We start from the raw sequence: 16792 nt of genomic DNA on the forward strand, positions 1-16792 counted from the left end.
TCAAGTCCGTCGGCGACACCGTCGCTGTCGACGAGCCACTCCTCGAGGTCTCCACCGACAAGGTCGACACCGAGGTGCCTTCCCCAGTAGCCGGCACCATCGTAGAGATCCTGTTCCAGGAAGACGACACCGTCGATGTCGGCGAAATCATCGTCCGCATCGGCGACGGCTCCGCACCAGCTGAAAAGCCAGCTGCCGCACCGGCTGCTAAGGAAGAGGCTCCACAGCAGGAAGCACCGAAGGAAGAAGCTCCTAAGCAGGAGGCTCCACAGCAGGAAGTTGCAGCCAAGGTTGAGGCACCAAAGGCTGACAATAGCGATGCTCCTTATGTCACCCCGCTGGTACGCAAGTTGGCTGATAAGCACGGCGTCGATCTCTCCAAGGTTGAGGGCACCGGTGTCGGTGGCCGCATCCGCAAGCAAGACGTGCTCGCTGCAGCCGGCCAGGGCGATGCTCCTGCCGCTGAGGCACCTAAGGCTAACGTTTCCACCAAGTCCGTTGACCCTGAGAAGGCAAAGCTGCGTGGCACCACGGTTCGCGTGAACCGCATCCGCGAGATCACCGCTGTCAAGACCTTGGAGTCACTGCACGGCGCCGCTCAGCTCACCCAGCTGCACGAAGTTGATATGACCCGTGTTGCTGAACTGCGCAAGAGCAACAAGCCTGCTTTCCAGGAGAAGCACGGCCTGAATCTCACGTACCTGCCGTTCTTTGCTAAGGCAATCGTTGAGGCACTGGTTTCTCACCCGAACGTCAACGCGTCCTACAACTCCAAGACCAAGGAGATCACGTACCACCCAGCAGTGAACCTGGGTATTGCCGTCGATACGCCTGCCGGCCTGCTCTCCCCTGTCATTCACAACGCTCAGGACATGAGCCTGCCGGAGTTGGCTAAGGCCATCGTCGACATCGCAGACCGCGCACGCAACAACAAGCTCAAGCCAAACGATCTGATGGGCGGCACGTTCACCATCACGAACATCGGCTCTGAGGGTGCGCTTTCAGACACCCCTATTCTGGTTCCGCCACAGGCTGCCATGATCGGCACCGGTGCCATCGTCAAGCGACCTGTCGTAGTTACCGAGGACGGCAACGACGCCATCGCTATCCGCCAGATGGTGTACTTGCCGATGACCTACGATCACCAGCTGATCGACGGCGCAGACGCAGGTCGCTTCATGACCACGGTTCGCGACCGCCTGGAGAACGTAGACTTCACCGCTGATCTCGGCCTCTAAGAACGATTCTTCGCTCCCAACTTGAGCGCCCCGTTTTGCTTCGAAACCACAAATTCGAAAGTCAAAGCGGGGCGCTTTTGTGCGCGCTAACAGGCATAAGTGTTGATTTTCTTAAAGCCCCAACTCGTGTCCGTTCGCGCATATACAGTGGGTTTTAGAACGGTTTCCGTTAACCCGTTGTCTATTGGAGAAAGTGCAGGAAGTTGCATGTCAGCGAACTGGAGTGATCCCACATTCGTCGAACGCCACCTCGGCCCCGATGAGGCAGAGGCGCAGGTGATGCTGGACGCGCTCGGCTATGGCAGCCTAGCGGTCCTCGTGTCAGCGGCCCTGCCCCACGGTCTGGCCTTCGCTGACACGCCTGAGTTGCCGGAGCCGATTAGTGAGCACGATGTGCAAGCACGCCTCCAGGAACTAGCGAGTCGCAATATCCAGCGCAGGAACTTCTACGGCCAGGGCTATAGCGACACCATCACCCCTCCTGTGATCCGCCGTGGGGTGCTAGAAGATGCGGGTTGGTACACCGCTTATACCCCCTACCAGCCGGAAATCTCCCAAGGGCGGCTCGAGGCATTGCTCAATTTCCAGACGATGATTGCAGACCTCACCGGCCTGCCCATCGCGAACGCATCGCTTCTCGACGAAGCAACGGCCGCCGCCGAAGCCGTCGGCCTGATGAGTCGCGCAGTGCGAAAGGGGCGTCGGGTGGTACTCGATGCACGACTGCACCCCCAGATCCTCGTCGTAGCCGCAGAACGCGCCCGCGCACTCGACCTCGAAGTGGAAGTGTCCGACCTGAGCCAGGGCCTCGTTGGTGAGGACCTCCTCGGCGTTGTGATCGCCTACCCAGGCACCGAGGGCGATGTCTTCGACCCCACCGATATCATCGCGGATATCCACTCTCGCGGCGGATTGGCCACCGTTGTCGCTGACATCCTGGCACTCGTCGTTTTGAAGTCTCCTGGCATGTGTGGCGCAGACATCGCAGTTGGCTCTAGTCAACGCTTCGGCGTGCCGCTGTTTTATGGCGGCCCGCACGCAGCTTTTATGGCAGTGACGGATAAGCTGAAACGACAGATCCCCGGAAGAATCGTCGGTGTCTCCATCGATGCTGCCGGTGCTCCTGCGTACCGGCTGGCATTGCAGACTCGAGAGCAGCACATTCGACGTGAGAAGGCCACCTCGAATATCTGCACCGCACAGGCATTGCTTGCTGTCGTTGCATCGATGTACGCGGTCTACCACGGCCCGGCTGGATTATGGCGTATTGCTACCCGGGCCCATGATTTGGCATGTCAGCTTGCCCAGCTTCTCACCGAGGGCGGGGTTCGCGTCCTGCACAAGCAAATCTTTGACACGGTCACGGCGTATGTCCCCGATGCCGCTGCCGTTGTTTCCAGAGCAGATGATGCTGGCTACCTCATTCGCCGCATCGGTGCTGACAAAGTATCCATTTCCTTTGGTGAATCCGCCACCACGGACGATGTATTGGCGTTGGCCTCCTTTTTCGGGGTGCCCGCCCACCGGCTGCCTGAAGCAACCACGAGTCCGCTTGCGGGGCTGCGCAAAGAGGGCGAGCTGCTGAGTCATCCGATCTTCACTTCTGTCCACTCCGAGACCCAGATGATGCGGTATATCCGCAAATTGGGCGACAGAGATTTAGCCCTAGACCGCTCGATGATCCCGTTGGGCTCTTGCACCATGAAGCTCAATCCAACGGCTGGCATGGAGACTATTTCTTATCCCGGCTTTGCCAATATCCATCCCTTCGCGCCGGAGGATAATGCCACCGGTTGGAAGGAGCTCATCGCCGAGCTCGAGGAGTGGCTGGCCAAGCTCACCGGCTATGCAAAGGTATCTGTGCAACCGCCTTCCGGCGCGATGGGCGAGTTGGCCGGGCTGCTCGCTATCCGACGCTTCCATGTGTCGAACGGTGACGAGGGGCGCGACATCGTGCTGATCCCGCAGTCTGCGCATGGCACTAATGCTGCTTCTGCAACTCTCGCGGGTCTCCGCGTCGTTGTGGTTGGCACTGCCAACGATGGTTCGATCGACATGGCTGACCTGGATGCGAAGATTGCCCAGCATGGGGCATCGATTGCAGGCATCATGATCACTTATCCTTCCACCCACGGTGTCTTCGAAGATACGGTGCGGGAGGTGTGCCAGAAGGTCCACGAGGCGGGCGGACAAGTGTACATTGACGGCGCGAACATGAATGCTCTCACCGGTATCGCCGGCCCCGGTGAGTTTGGCGGGGATGTCTCGCACCTGAACTTGCACAAGACTTTCACCATCCCGCATGGCGGCGGTGGCCCTGGCGTCGGACCAGTGTGCGTGGCTGAGCATCTGGTGCCATTCTTGCCGGGCGACGCACTCGCCCGCGATCCGCTCTCCCCAGTGGCAACCTCGGCTGGTATCCCGGTAGCGGGCGCAGTTCACGGCTCGGCTGGTGTGCTGCCCATTCCCTACGCTTACATCGCGATGATGGGGGTTGCAGGGCTGCGCCGGGCTACGGAGACCGCGATCCTTAACGCCAATTACATTTCACATCAACTGCGTGATGCATTCCCAACGCTGTACACCGGCGACAACGGGCTTGTCGCGCATGAGTGCATTCTTGACCTGCGCGAGCTGACGGAGAAATCCGGGGTGACGGCTGCGGACGTCGCCAAGCGCCTGGTGGACTATGGATTCCACGCCCCAACGCTCTCTTTCCCGGTGGCCGGCACACTGATGGTGGAACCCACCGAGTCGGAGGACCTTGCTGAGCTTGATCGCTTCATTGAGGCGATGCGCAGCATTCGAGCTGAGATCGACGAAGTGATTTCCGGTGCGGTATCCCTGGAGGATTCAGTGCTGCGTAAGGCTCCATTTACTGCGGTGGCGATAGCCGCGGATGACTGGGATGAGAAGTTCACGCGCGAGCAGGCAGCTTTCCCGGTTCCGGGCCTCCGACAGACCAAGTACTACCCCGCTGTACGACGCATCGATGAGGCCTACGGCGACAGAAATCTCGCGTGCTCCTGCCCGCCGCCCGAGGCTTTCGACCTTTCGCAACAAGAAGGAGGCGAGTAATGCACAGCCCGCTGCATGCTGCACACGAGAAACTGGGAGCCATGTTCACCGACTTCGGTGGCTGGGAGATGCCCTTACGCTATGACAATGAACTCGCTGAGCACCGCGCGGTGCGTGAAAATGTTGGGCTCTTCGATCTCTCTCATATGGGAGAGAACCGTGTCACCGGAGACCAGGCTGGAGAATTCCTTGACTTTGCGTTGATTTCACAGCTCTCGGCCCTCGCTGTGGGCCGCGCGAAGTACACCATGATTGTCGCCGAAGACGGCGGCATTATCGACGACCTGATTGTGTATCGCCTGGGCGAGACGGAATACCTTGTTGTCCCCAACGCGGGCAACGCTGCAGCGGTTTCCGCAGCGCTGGCAGAACGCGCGACAGCTTTCGATGTCACGCTCAGCGATGAAACCTCCGACACCGCCCTCATCGCAGTGCAAGGGCCGCGCGCTGCGGATTTGCTGGCAGGAATTGCAGATGAACCGGATACGCTGCGCCAGTTGAAGTACTATGCCGCGATGCCAGCCACAATTTCCGGCCATGAGGTGCTGCTGGCCCGCACGGGTTACACCGGAGAAGATGGATTCGAGCTCTTCATCCCGAACGCAGCTGCGCAGACTCTGTGGGATGCCCTGCTCAAGGCTGGGGAGCCTTTGGACATGCTCCCCTGTGGCCTCGCGGCTCGCGATTCGCTCCGCTTGGAAGCTGGGATGCCCCTCTACGGTCACGAGCTGTCCAAGGACCTCCACCCTGCTGATGCCGGTTTGGGAGTCTTGGTAAGCAAGAAGAAGTCCCCGGACTTCTTCGCCGCTGACGCACTCCTGAACGCCCCGGAACCTGCGCGTGTGCTCATAGGGCTGCAGGGGACCGGTCGCCGCGCGGCGCGAGCTGACGCAGCCGTGTCAACCCCTGGTGGCGAGAGCATCGGTGTGATCACCTCCGGCCAGCTTTCCCCGACGCTCGGTTACCCGATCGCCTTGGCGTATGTGGATCGTGCATACGCTGCTGAGGGAACCCAGCTGGAAGCAGATATCCGCGGCAAAAAATACCCGTACACTGTGGTCAAGCCGCCATTTTATACCCGACGATAGTAACTCGAAAAAGGAGAACCCATGTCTAATCTGCCCGAGAATTTTTCTTACTCCGAGGACCACGAGTGGATTTCCGCGAGCGCTGACGCAGCTGCCGGCACCACTGTCAAGATGGGAATCACCGAATTCGCCGCCAAGGCACTCGGTGAGATTGTGTACGTGGACCTGCCAGCCGTAGGCGACACCGTCCAGATCGGCGAATCCTGTGGCGAAGTCGAATCCACCAAGTCTGTCTCCGACGTGTACTCCCCTGTCAACGGCACCGTCGTCTCGGTCAATGAGGCGCTCGCTGATGCTCCAGAGACCGTCAACTCCGATCCCTTCGATGCCGGTTGGCTCATTGAGGTGGAAGTCACCGAGGTAGGACCGATGATGACCGCCGCCGAATACGCGGCGAAGAACAAGATCTAAAGCTCGCCGGCAGGCCTAGATTCAACCAGTGGCCTGTCGGCGGCTCCTCACGGGGTTGTATTCTTGATATCCATGACAGCCCCGCGTGACCCCTTCACTCCAGCAGACATCTCGATTCGCCGCGATACCGCGCCCATTGACGTCGTTAAGCTGGGCTTGCAGGACTATGAAGAGATGTGGCACCGCCAAGCCGACATTGCTGCTCAGCGCGCGGCGGACGAGGTACCTGACCAGCTTCTCATGCTGGAGCACCCCTCGATTTACACCGCAGGCAAGCGCACCCAGCCAGAGGACCGCCCCACCAACGGGCTGCCGGTAATCGATGTGGACCGCGGTGGCCGGATCACCTGGCACGGCCCCGGCCAGCTGGTGTGCTACCCGATCATCAAACTGCGCGACCCAGTGGATGTGGTGGACTATGTGCGAAGAGTCGAGGAGGCGTTGATCCAGGTAGTCCGCCAGCTCGGCGTTGTGAGCGCCGGGCGTATCGAAGGCCGTTCCGGCGTGTGGGTCCCCGCAAACAACGGCAAACCCGACCGCAAAATTGCGGCGCTCGGGATCCGGGTCACCCGCGGCGTCACCATGCATGGCCTCGCCTTGAACTGCGACAACACCCTGGAGTACTACGGTCATATTGTCCCATGCGGCATTTCCGATGCCGATGTGACAACCCTGTCTGAGGAATTAGGCCGCCAGGTGAGCGTCGCGGAATGCATCGCACCGCTTAGTACCGCGCTCATCGACGCCTTCGAAGGCCGACTCATTGTGGCAGACCACACCTTTGCCACTGCGCCTGATCCTTGTAAGGGCCTGGGCAAGCGCCAAAACTGAGGTGTTTGAACTTGCTCAACCATAAGTTGTAGGGTGGGCAACGTGACTGTTGCACCTGAGGGAAGAAAAATGCTCCGTGTCGAGGCCCGCAATGCCGAGACCCCGATCGAGAGCAAACCACGCTGGATTCGCACTGCTGTGAAGACTGGGCCGGAATACCAGGATATGAAGGAGCGAGTTTCCGGGGCCTCGCTACACACCGTCTGCCAGGAAGCCGGCTGCCCTAATATCCACGAGTGCTGGGAATCCCGCGAGGCTACCTTCCTCATCGGTGGCGACCAGTGCACGAGGCGCTGCGATTTCTGCCAAATCCACACCGGAAAACCAGGTCCGCTGGATCGTGACGAGCCACGACGTGTCGCCGAGTCCGTGCGCGAAATGGAATTGAACTACGCCACCATCACCGGCGTGACTCGCGATGACCTGGAAGACCAGGGTGCCTGGCTCTATGCAGAGGTTGTGCGCCAAGTTCACGCCTTGAATCCCAACACTGGTGTGGAAAACCTCGTACCCGATTTCTCTGGCAAGCCTGATCTGCTCCAAGAGGTTTTCGAGGCCCGCCCGGAGGTTTTCGCGCACAACATTGAAACCGTGCCCCGCATCTTCCGACGCATCCGTCCGGCGTTCCGCTACGAGCGTTCCCTGGACGTTATCCGTCAGGCCCGTGACTTCGGTCTGGTGACCAAGTCCAACCTCATCCTCGGCATGGGTGAAACCTCCGAAGAGATTCACGAAGCACTGCGCGATCTTCATTCCGCAGGCTGTGACATCATCACCATCACCCAGTACCTTCGCCCGGGCATCAAGTACCACCCGATCGACCGCTGGGTAAAACCAGAGGAATTCATCGAACACGCCGATTATGCCCGTGAACTCGGCTTCACTGGCGTCATGTCTGGCCCGTTGGTGCGCTCCTCCTACCGCGCAGGTCGCCTCTACGCGCAAACCATCAACGCCCGCGGCCTTGAGCTGCCGGAGAACCTAGCTCACCTGGCGGAGACCTCCGGTGGTTCCGCTGTCCAAGAGGCGTCCTCGCTTCTAGAAAAGTACGGCGCTTCCGAAGACACCCCGATACTCACCCGCTAATCTATTCATCCTCGGAGCACAGATAGTCGGCCGTGCCGTGCGGATCGGCCATGAATTCGAGGTACCCCGCCACCAGGTCGCAGGAATCATAGTTGGCGGGCACAATCCCGCTGTCGGTGATCTGCCAGATCTCCGCACCAGGAACCGCCAGCACAATCGGTGAGTGCGTGGCGACGACGAACTGGGCTCCCATCTCCGCCAACACCGCAATCCGGGCCATGAGTTCCAGTTGGGATTCCGGAGAAAGCCCTGATTCTGGTTCGTCAAGGAGGTACAGCCCTCTGCCGTGGAAGCGCTCCCGCAGCAGCTTCAGGGTCATTTCCCCGTGTGAAATTGGCAGCAGCGGAGCGGTTCCGCCTACCTCTTTGTCTAGGTAGATAGCCAACCGGTAGGTGGATTCGCCGCGGAGGAAATAGCCGTCGCGCGGATTCCGAATTCGCTGCAGTGTCAACCATTGATGCAGCTCGGACACTGAATTCTCGGCGGAAAACAGGGTATTGCGGGATCCGCCCTCGGCGTTGAAGCCCATCCCTACGGCCATGGCCTCGACGAGAGTAGATTTTCCCGAACCGTTCTCCCCCACCAAGAAGGTCACCGGGCTTTTAAAGCGCAATGGCCCGGCGCGCAGCAATCCTTGTACCACGGGCAAGTCCGCTATGTAGGTATCGCTGCCTAGCTCCCGTAGTTCAATACCAGCGAGAAACCTCATCCTTGCCTCCGCACTTTTTCGATAGCGCACCGGACTCGCTCTGTCCGATGGGCGAAGAAGTCGGTAGTAGCGGTGACCAAGGAGTGGTCGTCGTAACGCACGCGTTCCAACCCGGCATCTAGGTGATAGATCTCCGCTCCCGGCACTGCAAGGAGTATCGGTGAGTGCGTGGCGATGATGAACTGCCCGCCACCCCGTGCGATGCGGGAGATATAGCCGAGTAACGCCATCTGGTGCACCGGGCTCAGACCAGCTTCGGGCTCATCCAGGATGAACAGCCACTTGTTGAAGAAGTACTCGTCAGCCACCGCCATGATCGACTGCCCATGAGACATTGCATGCACATGATCGCATACCTCATAGTGAGTCTCGGAACGCAGGAAGTATCCTCCGAGCAGTGGTTTCGATCCGGTCATGTACAGCCGCGAATGTAGCTTTGAGGTAGTCCACTCGGTACCGCGGGTGAAATCTGCCTGCGGCCCGCCGGCGGCGTTGAAGCCGAGTCGGCAGGCAATCGCCTCGATCAGAGTGGACTTGCCGGAGCCGTTCGCACCGGTGAGAAATGTGACCGGATGTTCCAGCCGCCACCCGTCAGCTAGGCTCAGCTGGCTGACGACTGGCAGGCTGGCCGAGTAGTCCCCCACTCCAGCTGGGACTGCCCGAATCGAATCAACGAACATACCCGCCTATTCTACGTACCCTTCACATTCAGTACCTGGCGTAGTTTGTGCCGTACCTTCACCAACGGGGCCGCATCCAACATGACCTGATCGATGTTTTTGTAGGCATCCGGGATTTCGTCGACGAACTCTTCGCCCGAACGGTGCACAATATCTCCCATGCGCGCCTCCAAATCCGCTGCGGTGAAGGCCGCTCTGGCGGCAGTGCGCGACATTAGGCGGCCGGCACCGTGCGGCGCCGAACGCAGCGCATCCGCGTTCCCGAGCCCCTCGACCACATAGGAAGCGGTGCCCATCGAACCGGGGATAAGCGCCAACATGCCACGGTCGGCGCGAATCGCTCCCTTACGGGTCAGCCAGACGTTCTCACCGAAGTGCTCCTCCTGCACGGTGTAGTTGTGGTGGCAGTTGATCCGTTCTGCCTCCACTACGGGCGCACCCATCAGTTCACCCAACGCGTAGGCGAAACGGTCCATCATCTCTTCCCGATTGAGGTAGGCAAAGCGCTGTGCCCAGTTCAAGTCCCGAATGTAGGAATCGAACTCCGGGGTGCCTTCTGAGAGGTAGGCCAGGTTCGGATCAGATACCTCCCGGCGCCGGATCCGCATATCGGCCTTCGCTGCGCGGATGTGCTTCTGCGCAATTTTGTTGCCCACACCGCGAGAACCGGAGTGCAGGAACATCCACACCCGGTCCACTTCATCCAGACACAGCTCGATGAAGTGATTTCCGCCGCCGAGCGAACCAAGCTGCACCTTCCACTTCGGCGAGTGCTCCAGGTTAACTCCGCCTTCCGCGGCCAGGTCCTCCAGTTCCCGCACGCGGTTCTTGGTGGCGGTGAAACGCACCTTGGTGTTGTAGTTACCCGGAGACAGCGGAATGATGCGCTCGATGTCGTCGCGAAGCTGGGTGAGGTCCTTGCCGGCCAGATCCGCGGCGCTGAACTCAGTGCGCACGCCGATCATGCCGCAACCAATATCCACGCCGACGGCTGCCGGGATGATCGCACCCTTCGTTCCGAAGACAGTGCCGATGCTCGATCCCATACCCACGTGTGCATCAGGCATCAACGCCACGTGCGGGTAGACGAACGGCAATTCAGCGGTGATCGCGGCCTGGCGCAGCGCCTCATCCTCCACGATCGATGCAAAGTTGATGACTTTGCCGGTACACATTGTGTGCCCTTTCTGTGTTGGGCGCTGCTTGTCGACGGCCACAGCCCCGCACCCCTAAAACACAAAAGTGCTGCTCTGTCCATCGACAGGCAGCACCGAAATGAAAAATTCCAGGACTAAATCCACCTGTCAGGGATCGAAAATTCGCCCTGTAGGTGCTTCTGGAGGGAAGACACGATGTAGCTCATGTACTTCTTCCTTTCTGATTGATAGTCCAATGGGAAATAGTCGCAGATTCTGTGTAGTTGCGCAATACCCCGAACTTTAAATGCCGAACTTCCCTGGATGTCACCCGTTTTCATTAACTGTGAACTGGGAAGTTCGGCAAAAGGAGTTCCGCATGAAGTCACTCCCCCAGCAACTCCGCCACAAACTCACCAGTATCACCAAGAAACTCCCTGGTGAGCTGGACATTCTCACACTCGTCGAAAGTCACCGCAGCAATCCCGGATTCGGAGATCTGGTAGATCCTGGCATCTGGCACAGCGAGTAACACCGGAGAGTGAGTGGCGATGATGAACTGCGCTCCAGCTGCGGCCAATTCATGAATCCGGGCCAGCAATGCCAGCTGGCGCAGCGGGGAAAGTCCAGCCTCTGGCTCGTCGAGGATGAACAGCCCGAAGCTGTGGAAGCGATGCTCAATGATTTGGAATACTGACTCCCCGTGGGACATGGCATGCAAGGACTTACCGCCGGGCGGTGGCATGCCACCTAGCGCATTGGCTTGGCGATCATATTCTGATGCGATGTTGTAGTGGGTTTCTGCGCGGAAGAAGTAGCCATCCCGGGGGTTGCGGCTCCGGACAAGTTCCAGAGAGGAGTGCAGGTCCGATGCTGTGTTCACTGTGCCAAAGTTCATGTTCTTTGAGCCGCCTTCAGCATTGAAGCCCAGTGCTACCGCGATGGCTTCCACCAGAGTCGACTTGCCCGATCCGTTCTCGCCCACGATGAAGGTCACTGGGACGTCGAAAAGCATGGGCTCACCGGAGAGCAACGCCCGAGTTACGGGTAAGTCGCGAATATAGCTGTGGCCGGGATAGTCGCGGAGACGAATGCTGCGGAGAAACACACCCACCAAGTTTAGACATTGCTACAACGTGACCTAAAGTATTAGACATGGCAGACGCAAAGAAAGCTCAGTTGAAGGCCGCTGATAAGGAAGCAAAGGCCGCGAAGCGCGCACAGCGCAAGCAGAATTACTCCCAGATGTGGCAAGCATTCAACATGCAGCGCAAGAACGATAAGGCTCTTGTGCCGCTGATGCTCGCGTCGATTCTGGGCATTGGCCTGGTATTTTTCGGTATCGGACTGCTGATTAACGCCGAGTGGTGGATGCTGCCAATCGGCTTGGCGCTGGGTTTCATGCTCGCCATGTTCATCTTCACTAAGCGCGTAGAGAACTCGGTTTATGACCAAGCTTCTGATCAGCCTGGCGCTGCCGGCTGGGCGTTGGAGAACCTCAAGTCTGGTGTCGGCATGGCATGGCGGACGAAGACGGCGATCGCCGCGAACAACCACATGGATGCGGTACACCGCGTCATTGGTAATCCTGGCATCGTGTTGGTTGCTGAGGGAGATAAGTTCCGGGCTAAGCAGCTCATGGCGCAGGCTAAGCGCCGCACCGCCCGCGTGGCCGGAGACACCCCAATCTACGAAATGTACGCCGGGGAGGGTGAGGGCCAGATCCGCATTCGCGACCTCCAAAAGGAGCTCATGAAGCTGCCACGCAACTTCAAGAAGGATCAGGTTTACGCACTCGCGAACAAAATCGAGGCCATGGATGCTGCCGGCAACATGGGACAGCCTGGCCTGCCAAAGGGCCCCCTTCCGAAGGGTGCAAAGGTCTCCGGAATGAACCGCCGTGCGCGTCGTCAGTCAGAGCGTGGAAAGTAGCTTCAAAAGTGGCACTATAGAGATGTGCACATCCTCGTAGAAAATCAACTATTAGCCCTAGTCGTCATTATGGCGTTAGGGCTTTTGTTTGGCCGGATTCGGATCGGTTCTTTCAAACTAGGGGTGGCGGCGGTCCTCTTCGTGGGCCTAGCTTTCGCCACCGTCGAGCCGCAAATCACACTGCCGCCGATCGTCTACGTGGTGGGACTAGCGATCTTCGTGTACACCATTGGTCTTGAGGCGGGACCTGACTTCTTCAGCTCGCTGCGCACCACTGGTTTGAAGCACAATGCCTTCGCCCTTGGAGTAATCATCGCTACCACGGCGTTGGCCTATCTGATGGTCAAAATAGCGGGTATACACCCCGCCACCGCTACGGGACTCTTCACCGGCGCACTGACCAACACTCCGGCGATGGCCGCCGCGAAGGAGTCACTGCCTGCGCTTTTCGACGCCACCGAGCTCGCGCACATCACCGGACTGCCCGTCGTCGCATATTCCCTGGCCTACCCTCTTGGTGTGCTCATCGTGATCCTCGCTGTGGGCATCTGCGGGAAGCTGTTCCGGGTAGATCACCACGCCGAAGCGGTAGCCGCGGGCGTTGCAGTGCAGGAACTTGTTACCCAGCGCATCCGAGTAGAGAATCCAGATCTGCCGGCTATCACGAATATTCCTTATGTTCTCGAGTTGGCGGTGATCATCTCCCGGCGGGAACGTGGCGGTGATCTCCACATCCCAGATCTTGGCGATCGCGCGCGAGTAGGCGATGTGCTCAGCGTGGTGGGTACCGAAGAGGAAATCAAACGCGCCATAAAGCTCATCGGCACGCCGCTTCCTGGAGAACCCACGCACGATAACGGCCTTGACTATCGCCGCATCTTTGTTTCGAACCCAGATGTTGTGGGTATTCCGCTGGCTAAGCTGCGCCCTAAAATGTCTGACATGCTGATCACCCGCATCCGGCGCGGTGATGACGACATGGTGGCAACGCCTGACATGACGCTGCACTTGGGTGATCGTGTCAGAGTGGTCACCACCATCAGCAAGATGGACCGAGCGACCAAGCTCTTTGGCGATTCCTACAAAAACGTCTCCGACATCAACTTGATCCCGCTTCTTATCGGCATCACGCTGGGTGTGCTGGTTGGCATGATCGCGCTCCCGTTGCCCGGTGGAATGACGCTGAAGCTCGGCAACGCCGGTGGCCCCTTGTTGGTGGCACTCGTCCTCGGTGCGCTGGGACGCACTGGCCCTATTGTCTGGCAGGCCCCGTATTCTGCAATCCAGGCGCTCCAATCGCTGGGAATCACGCTGTTCTTGGCGGGCATCGGGACTACGGCAGGAGCGGGTTTTGCGGAGGCGATGTCTGACCCCGCCTCATTGCTGGTCATCGGACTCGGCGCGCTGCTCACCCTATTCGTGAGCGTGGCGACTCTCGTGGTGGGCCACAAGGTGCTGCGGATCCCCTTTGGCCAAACGGCAGGCATCTTGGCTGGTCTGCAAACCCATCCGGCTGTCCTGGGCTACGCCAGCGATCAGGCGAAGAACGAACTGCCTGCCATCGGTTACACCTCCGTGTACCCCTTGAGCATGGTGGCCAAGATCGTGGCCGCCCAAGTGCTCCTGTTTGCCTTAGTCTGAGGCAAGCTATCCCAGAATCACCGCAGTGCCAGTAGCGCGGTCGTGCAGGCCGCGGCCATCTGAGTCCACCATGATTGGGGGCAAGATGAACACCGTCAACGCAGCACGGATAAGGGCACGCCACAAGCCGACGCGCTCCTCGGCGTCGACACGCGCCACCCCCATCTTCATCATCGCTTGCCCTGGAGTGCGGGCGAAGAGCCACACGCTGATCACCGAGATGACGACAAAGATCACCAGGGTCAGTGTGGACACCCCACCAAAATCGGCTGTGTAGTTTCGGATGATTATGGCGATGAACATGGCAAAGAACCAGTCCAGGGTGATGCCACCGCATCGCCGGAGGACGGAAGCCAAAGCGCCGTTGCCCTTCTCAGGGAGCCCCAGTTTTTCCCCGGGCCACTTACCAGGGCCGAGTTCATCATAATCGCCAGGGATTTGCGGCCCCTCAATCCAACTGCGCTTGGGTTCAGACATACCTAGCAATCTATCCGTGAACGAAATGAGCGCGCAATTTCACCTAATTCTGTGGGAACTTTGTACACTGGATCTATGCGCCAGTGAATAATTTTCCGGCGCTTTAGCCTATGCATGCGTAGTTTGTGTGTAGTTCGATAATTACCAGCCCGGCCCGATGCGCGCGCCAACCGTCATCGGACCACACCCGCGAGGAGCACCACGTGGCATTTGAAAACGTCGCAGATGTAATCAAGTACATCAAGGACGAGAACGTCGAATTCCTTGATATTCGATTCACCGACGTCCCCGGCACGGAGCACCACCTCTCCATCCCGGCCTCCATGTTCGATGAAGAAGCAGCGGAAGCGGGACTGGCATTCGACGGATCGTCCATTCGAGGTTTCACCACCATCGAAGAATCCGACATGAATTTGCTGCCGGATGTGAAGACCGCGATGATTGATCCTTTCCGTGCGGCCAAGACGCTGAACATGAAGTTCTTCGTCCATGATCCGTTCACCCGCGAGCCGTTCTCCCGCGACCCACGCAACGTCGCCCGCAAGGCTGAAGAATACTTGGCATCTACGGGTATCGCTGACACCTGTTTCTTCGGTGCTGAGGCCGAGTTCTACCTCTTCGATTCCGTCCGCTACCACGCCGACACCAACGCAGCCTTTTATGAGTTGGATTCTGATGAAGGCTGGTGGAACCGCGGCGAGGAGTACAACCTCGATGGCTCCCGCAACCTGGGCTATAAGAACCGCATCAAGGGCGGCTACTTCCCCAACGCGCCTTACGACGGCGTCGTAGACCTGCGCGATGACATGGCTAAGCACCTGAAAAATGCTGGCTTTGAGGTCGAGCGCTTCCACCACGAGTGTGGTGCTGGCCAGCAGGAGATCAACTACAAGTTCAACACCATGCTGCACGCCGCGGATGATCTGCAGACCTTCAAATACATCATCAAGCAGACCGCACGCGCCGCCGGCAAGTCCGCCACCTTCATGCCAAAGCCACTGGCTGGCGATGCCGGCTCCGGCATGCACGCGCACCAGTCACTGTGGAAGGACGGCAAGCCGCTATTCCACGACGAAAACGGCTACGCAGGCCTGTCCGACCTAGCTCGCTACTACATCGGTGGCATCCTGCATCACGCAGGTGCTGTCCTTGCGTTCTCCAACGCTACGCTGAACTCTTACCACCGCCTGGTGCCAGGCTTCGAGGCTCCCATCAACCTGGTGTACTCCCAGCGCAATCGCTCCGCTGCGGTGCGTATCCCAATCACCGGCTCCAACCCGAAGGCTAAGCGCATTGAGTTCCGCGCTCCTGACTCCTCCGGCAACCCATACTTCGCGTTCGCAGCGATGATGATGGCCGGTCTCGACGGCATCAAGAACCGCATCGAGCCACACGCTCCCGTGGACAAGGACCTCTACGAGCTCCCACCAGAGGAAGCAGCAAGCATCCCGACCGCCCCGACCTCCCTCGAGGCTTCGCTGGCCGCGCTTGCCGACGACCATGAGTTCCTCACCGAAGGCGACGTTTTCACCGAGGACCTGATCGATACTTACATCAAGTACAAGTATGACCGCGAGATCACCCCGAATCGTATGACCCCAACCCCGTTGGAGTTCGAGCTGTACTACGACGTATAGGATTCGCCCCTTAACTTAAGGCCCCGCAGTTTGATTTGGATCACTAAAGATCCGCAAACTGCGGGGTTTTTCGCGCCGTGGCTACTATCATACGGGGGTATTTCTGGGACACGTCGTCTGATTGCAGCACTTTCATTAGCTCTTACCTAAAGAATCAGGTGAGTACCATTGCCATTATTGAAAGGAACACATGTCAATTCGAACCCCTCTCAGTCGCGGTGTAGCGCTTGTCGCAATCACGCTGGCCGGCCTATCCCTGACCGCCTGCGGAAAAGATGACGCGCCTGCAAAGCCTGTCAAGACTTCTACCCCGGCAGCCAGCAGCTCCGCTAAGCCAACCACTACCTCGGCTAAGCCAAGCTCATCTGAGACCGCACCAGATGCCGCAGGTGGCCAAGAGCCAGCTAATTCCAACACTGGCAACAGCAACGCCGGCGGGAATGCTCCAGCACCAGTGGCACCAGCTCCACAGCCGGCACCAGCAGGAGATGCAGCACCGGCACCAGCAGCGCCTGTTGGTGAAGCTCCAGCTCCAAACAATGGTGGCATACCTTCCCGTGAAGGTGTCCCTCCAGTAATTGGCGACGATGAAACTGCGACACCGGAAGCTCCCGCCCCAGCAGAAAAGCCAGAAGACAAGCCTGCAGACAAGCCTGCAGAAACACCAGCACCACCGGCTGAGCAGGGCGAGAAGCCAGCACAGTAGTTTTTTAGCTTCAGAGCAGAACTCCTGCGTTTTTAATCCGGGTGCTCTTTCGCAATTTCAGCGAGAGGCATCCGGATTTTTTGATCCCAAAATCGACATGACTTCGGGCCAAACGGGGCCGAAAACTGCAGATTTTCTAATC

The 16792-nt window shown here is 58.9% G+C and carries 15 protein-coding genes; 10 read left to right on the plus strand and 5 right to left on the minus strand.

The window, feature by feature from the left end; all coding sequences use genetic code 11:
* From sucB to lipA, 6 genes are all read left to right on the plus strand, one after another.
* Nucleotides 1–1238 (plus strand): 2-oxoglutarate dehydrogenase, E2 component, dihydrolipoamide succinyltransferase (gene sucB / locus WG915_RS10705; RefSeq protein ID WP_339565372.1); only part of this gene is annotated, 1238 nt, incomplete at its 5' end.
* Nucleotides 1239–1445: 207 nt separating this feature from the next.
* A complete protein-coding gene (gene gcvP, locus WG915_RS10710; protein ID WP_339565373.1) occupies nt 1446–4316 on the plus strand; it encodes an aminomethyl-transferring glycine dehydrogenase in 2871 nt (956 codons plus the stop codon).
* Nucleotides 4316–5404: a glycine cleavage system aminomethyltransferase GcvT gene (gene gcvT, locus WG915_RS10715; protein ID WP_339565374.1), complete on the plus strand. Its 1089-nt coding sequence runs from the start codon at nt 4316–4318 to the stop codon at nt 5402–5404. Before gcvP ends, gcvT begins: the two co-directional genes overlap by 1 nt.
* A gap of 21 nt (nt 5405–5425) precedes the next feature.
* A complete protein-coding gene (gcvH, locus tag WG915_RS10720; RefSeq protein WP_339565375.1) occupies nt 5426–5815 on the plus strand; it encodes a glycine cleavage system protein GcvH in 390 nt (129 codons plus the stop codon).
* Nucleotides 5816–5887: 72 nt separating this feature from the next.
* On the plus strand, nt 5888–6646 hold the full coding sequence (lipB, locus tag WG915_RS10725; RefSeq protein WP_339565376.1) for a lipoyl(octanoyl) transferase LipB: 759 nt from the start codon (nt 5888–5890) through the stop codon (nt 6644–6646).
* Between the two features lie 42 nt (nt 6647–6688).
* Nucleotides 6689–7732, plus strand: a complete 1044-nt coding sequence (lipA, locus tag WG915_RS10730; RefSeq protein WP_339565377.1) for a lipoyl synthase — start codon at nt 6689–6691, stop codon at nt 7730–7732.
* Between the two features lies 1 nt (nt 7733).
* On the opposite strand, the gene WG915_RS10735 is transcribed toward lipA, so the two are convergent.
* From WG915_RS10735 to WG915_RS10750, 4 genes are all read right to left on the minus strand, one after another.
* On the minus strand, nt 7734–8441 hold the full coding sequence (locus WG915_RS10735) for an AAA family ATPase (protein WP_339565378.1): 708 nt from the start codon (nt 8439–8441) through the stop codon (nt 7734–7736).
* Nucleotides 8438–9121, minus strand: coding sequence for an AAA family ATPase (locus WG915_RS10740; protein WP_339565379.1), 684 nt, complete (start codon nt 9119–9121; stop codon nt 8438–8440). Before WG915_RS10740 ends, WG915_RS10735 begins: the two co-directional genes overlap by 4 nt.
* 11 nt (nt 9122–9132) lie before the next feature.
* Nucleotides 9133–10296, minus strand: coding sequence for an RtcB family protein (locus tag WG915_RS10745; RefSeq protein ID WP_339565380.1), 1164 nt, complete (start codon nt 10294–10296; stop codon nt 9133–9135).
* Nucleotides 10297–10642: 346 nt separating this feature from the next.
* Nucleotides 10643–11365, minus strand: coding sequence for an AAA family ATPase (locus WG915_RS10750; protein WP_339565381.1), 723 nt, complete (start codon nt 11363–11365; stop codon nt 10643–10645).
* Between the two features lie 47 nt (nt 11366–11412).
* Here WG915_RS10750 and WG915_RS10755 point away from each other — a divergent pair, with 47 nt between their 5' ends.
* Entirely contained in the window at nt 11413–12189 is a 777-nt protein-coding gene (locus tag WG915_RS10755) for a DUF4191 domain-containing protein (protein WP_339565382.1), read from the plus strand.
* Between the two features lie 24 nt (nt 12190–12213).
* Nucleotides 12214–13830, plus strand: coding sequence for an aspartate:alanine exchanger family transporter (locus tag WG915_RS10760; protein WP_339565383.1), 1617 nt, complete (start codon nt 12214–12216; stop codon nt 13828–13830).
* Between the two features lie 6 nt (nt 13831–13836).
* Here the strand turns inward: WG915_RS10760 and WG915_RS10765 are convergent, their stop codons facing one another.
* Nucleotides 13837–14307, minus strand: a complete 471-nt coding sequence (locus WG915_RS10765; RefSeq protein WP_339565384.1) for an RDD family protein — start codon at nt 14305–14307, stop codon at nt 13837–13839.
* Nucleotides 14308–14510: 203 nt separating this feature from the next.
* Here WG915_RS10765 and glnA point away from each other — a divergent pair, with 203 nt between their 5' ends.
* Both glnA and WG915_RS10775 read left to right on the plus strand, forming a co-directional pair.
* Entirely contained in the window at nt 14511–15944 is a 1434-nt protein-coding gene (gene glnA, locus WG915_RS10770) for a type I glutamate--ammonia ligase (RefSeq protein ID WP_339565385.1), read from the plus strand.
* Between the two features lie 190 nt (nt 15945–16134).
* The gene (locus tag WG915_RS10775) at nt 16135–16650 is read left to right on the plus strand and encodes a hypothetical protein (protein WP_339565386.1); all 516 of its coding nucleotides are present in this window, start codon (nt 16135–16137) and stop codon (nt 16648–16650) included.
* Nucleotides 16651–16792: the final 142 nt, after the last annotated feature.

Origin of the sequence: Corynebacterium sp. H128 (assembly GCF_037482625.1) — a bacterium.
Classification (GTDB): domain Bacteria; phylum Actinomycetota; class Actinomycetes; order Mycobacteriales; family Mycobacteriaceae; genus Corynebacterium.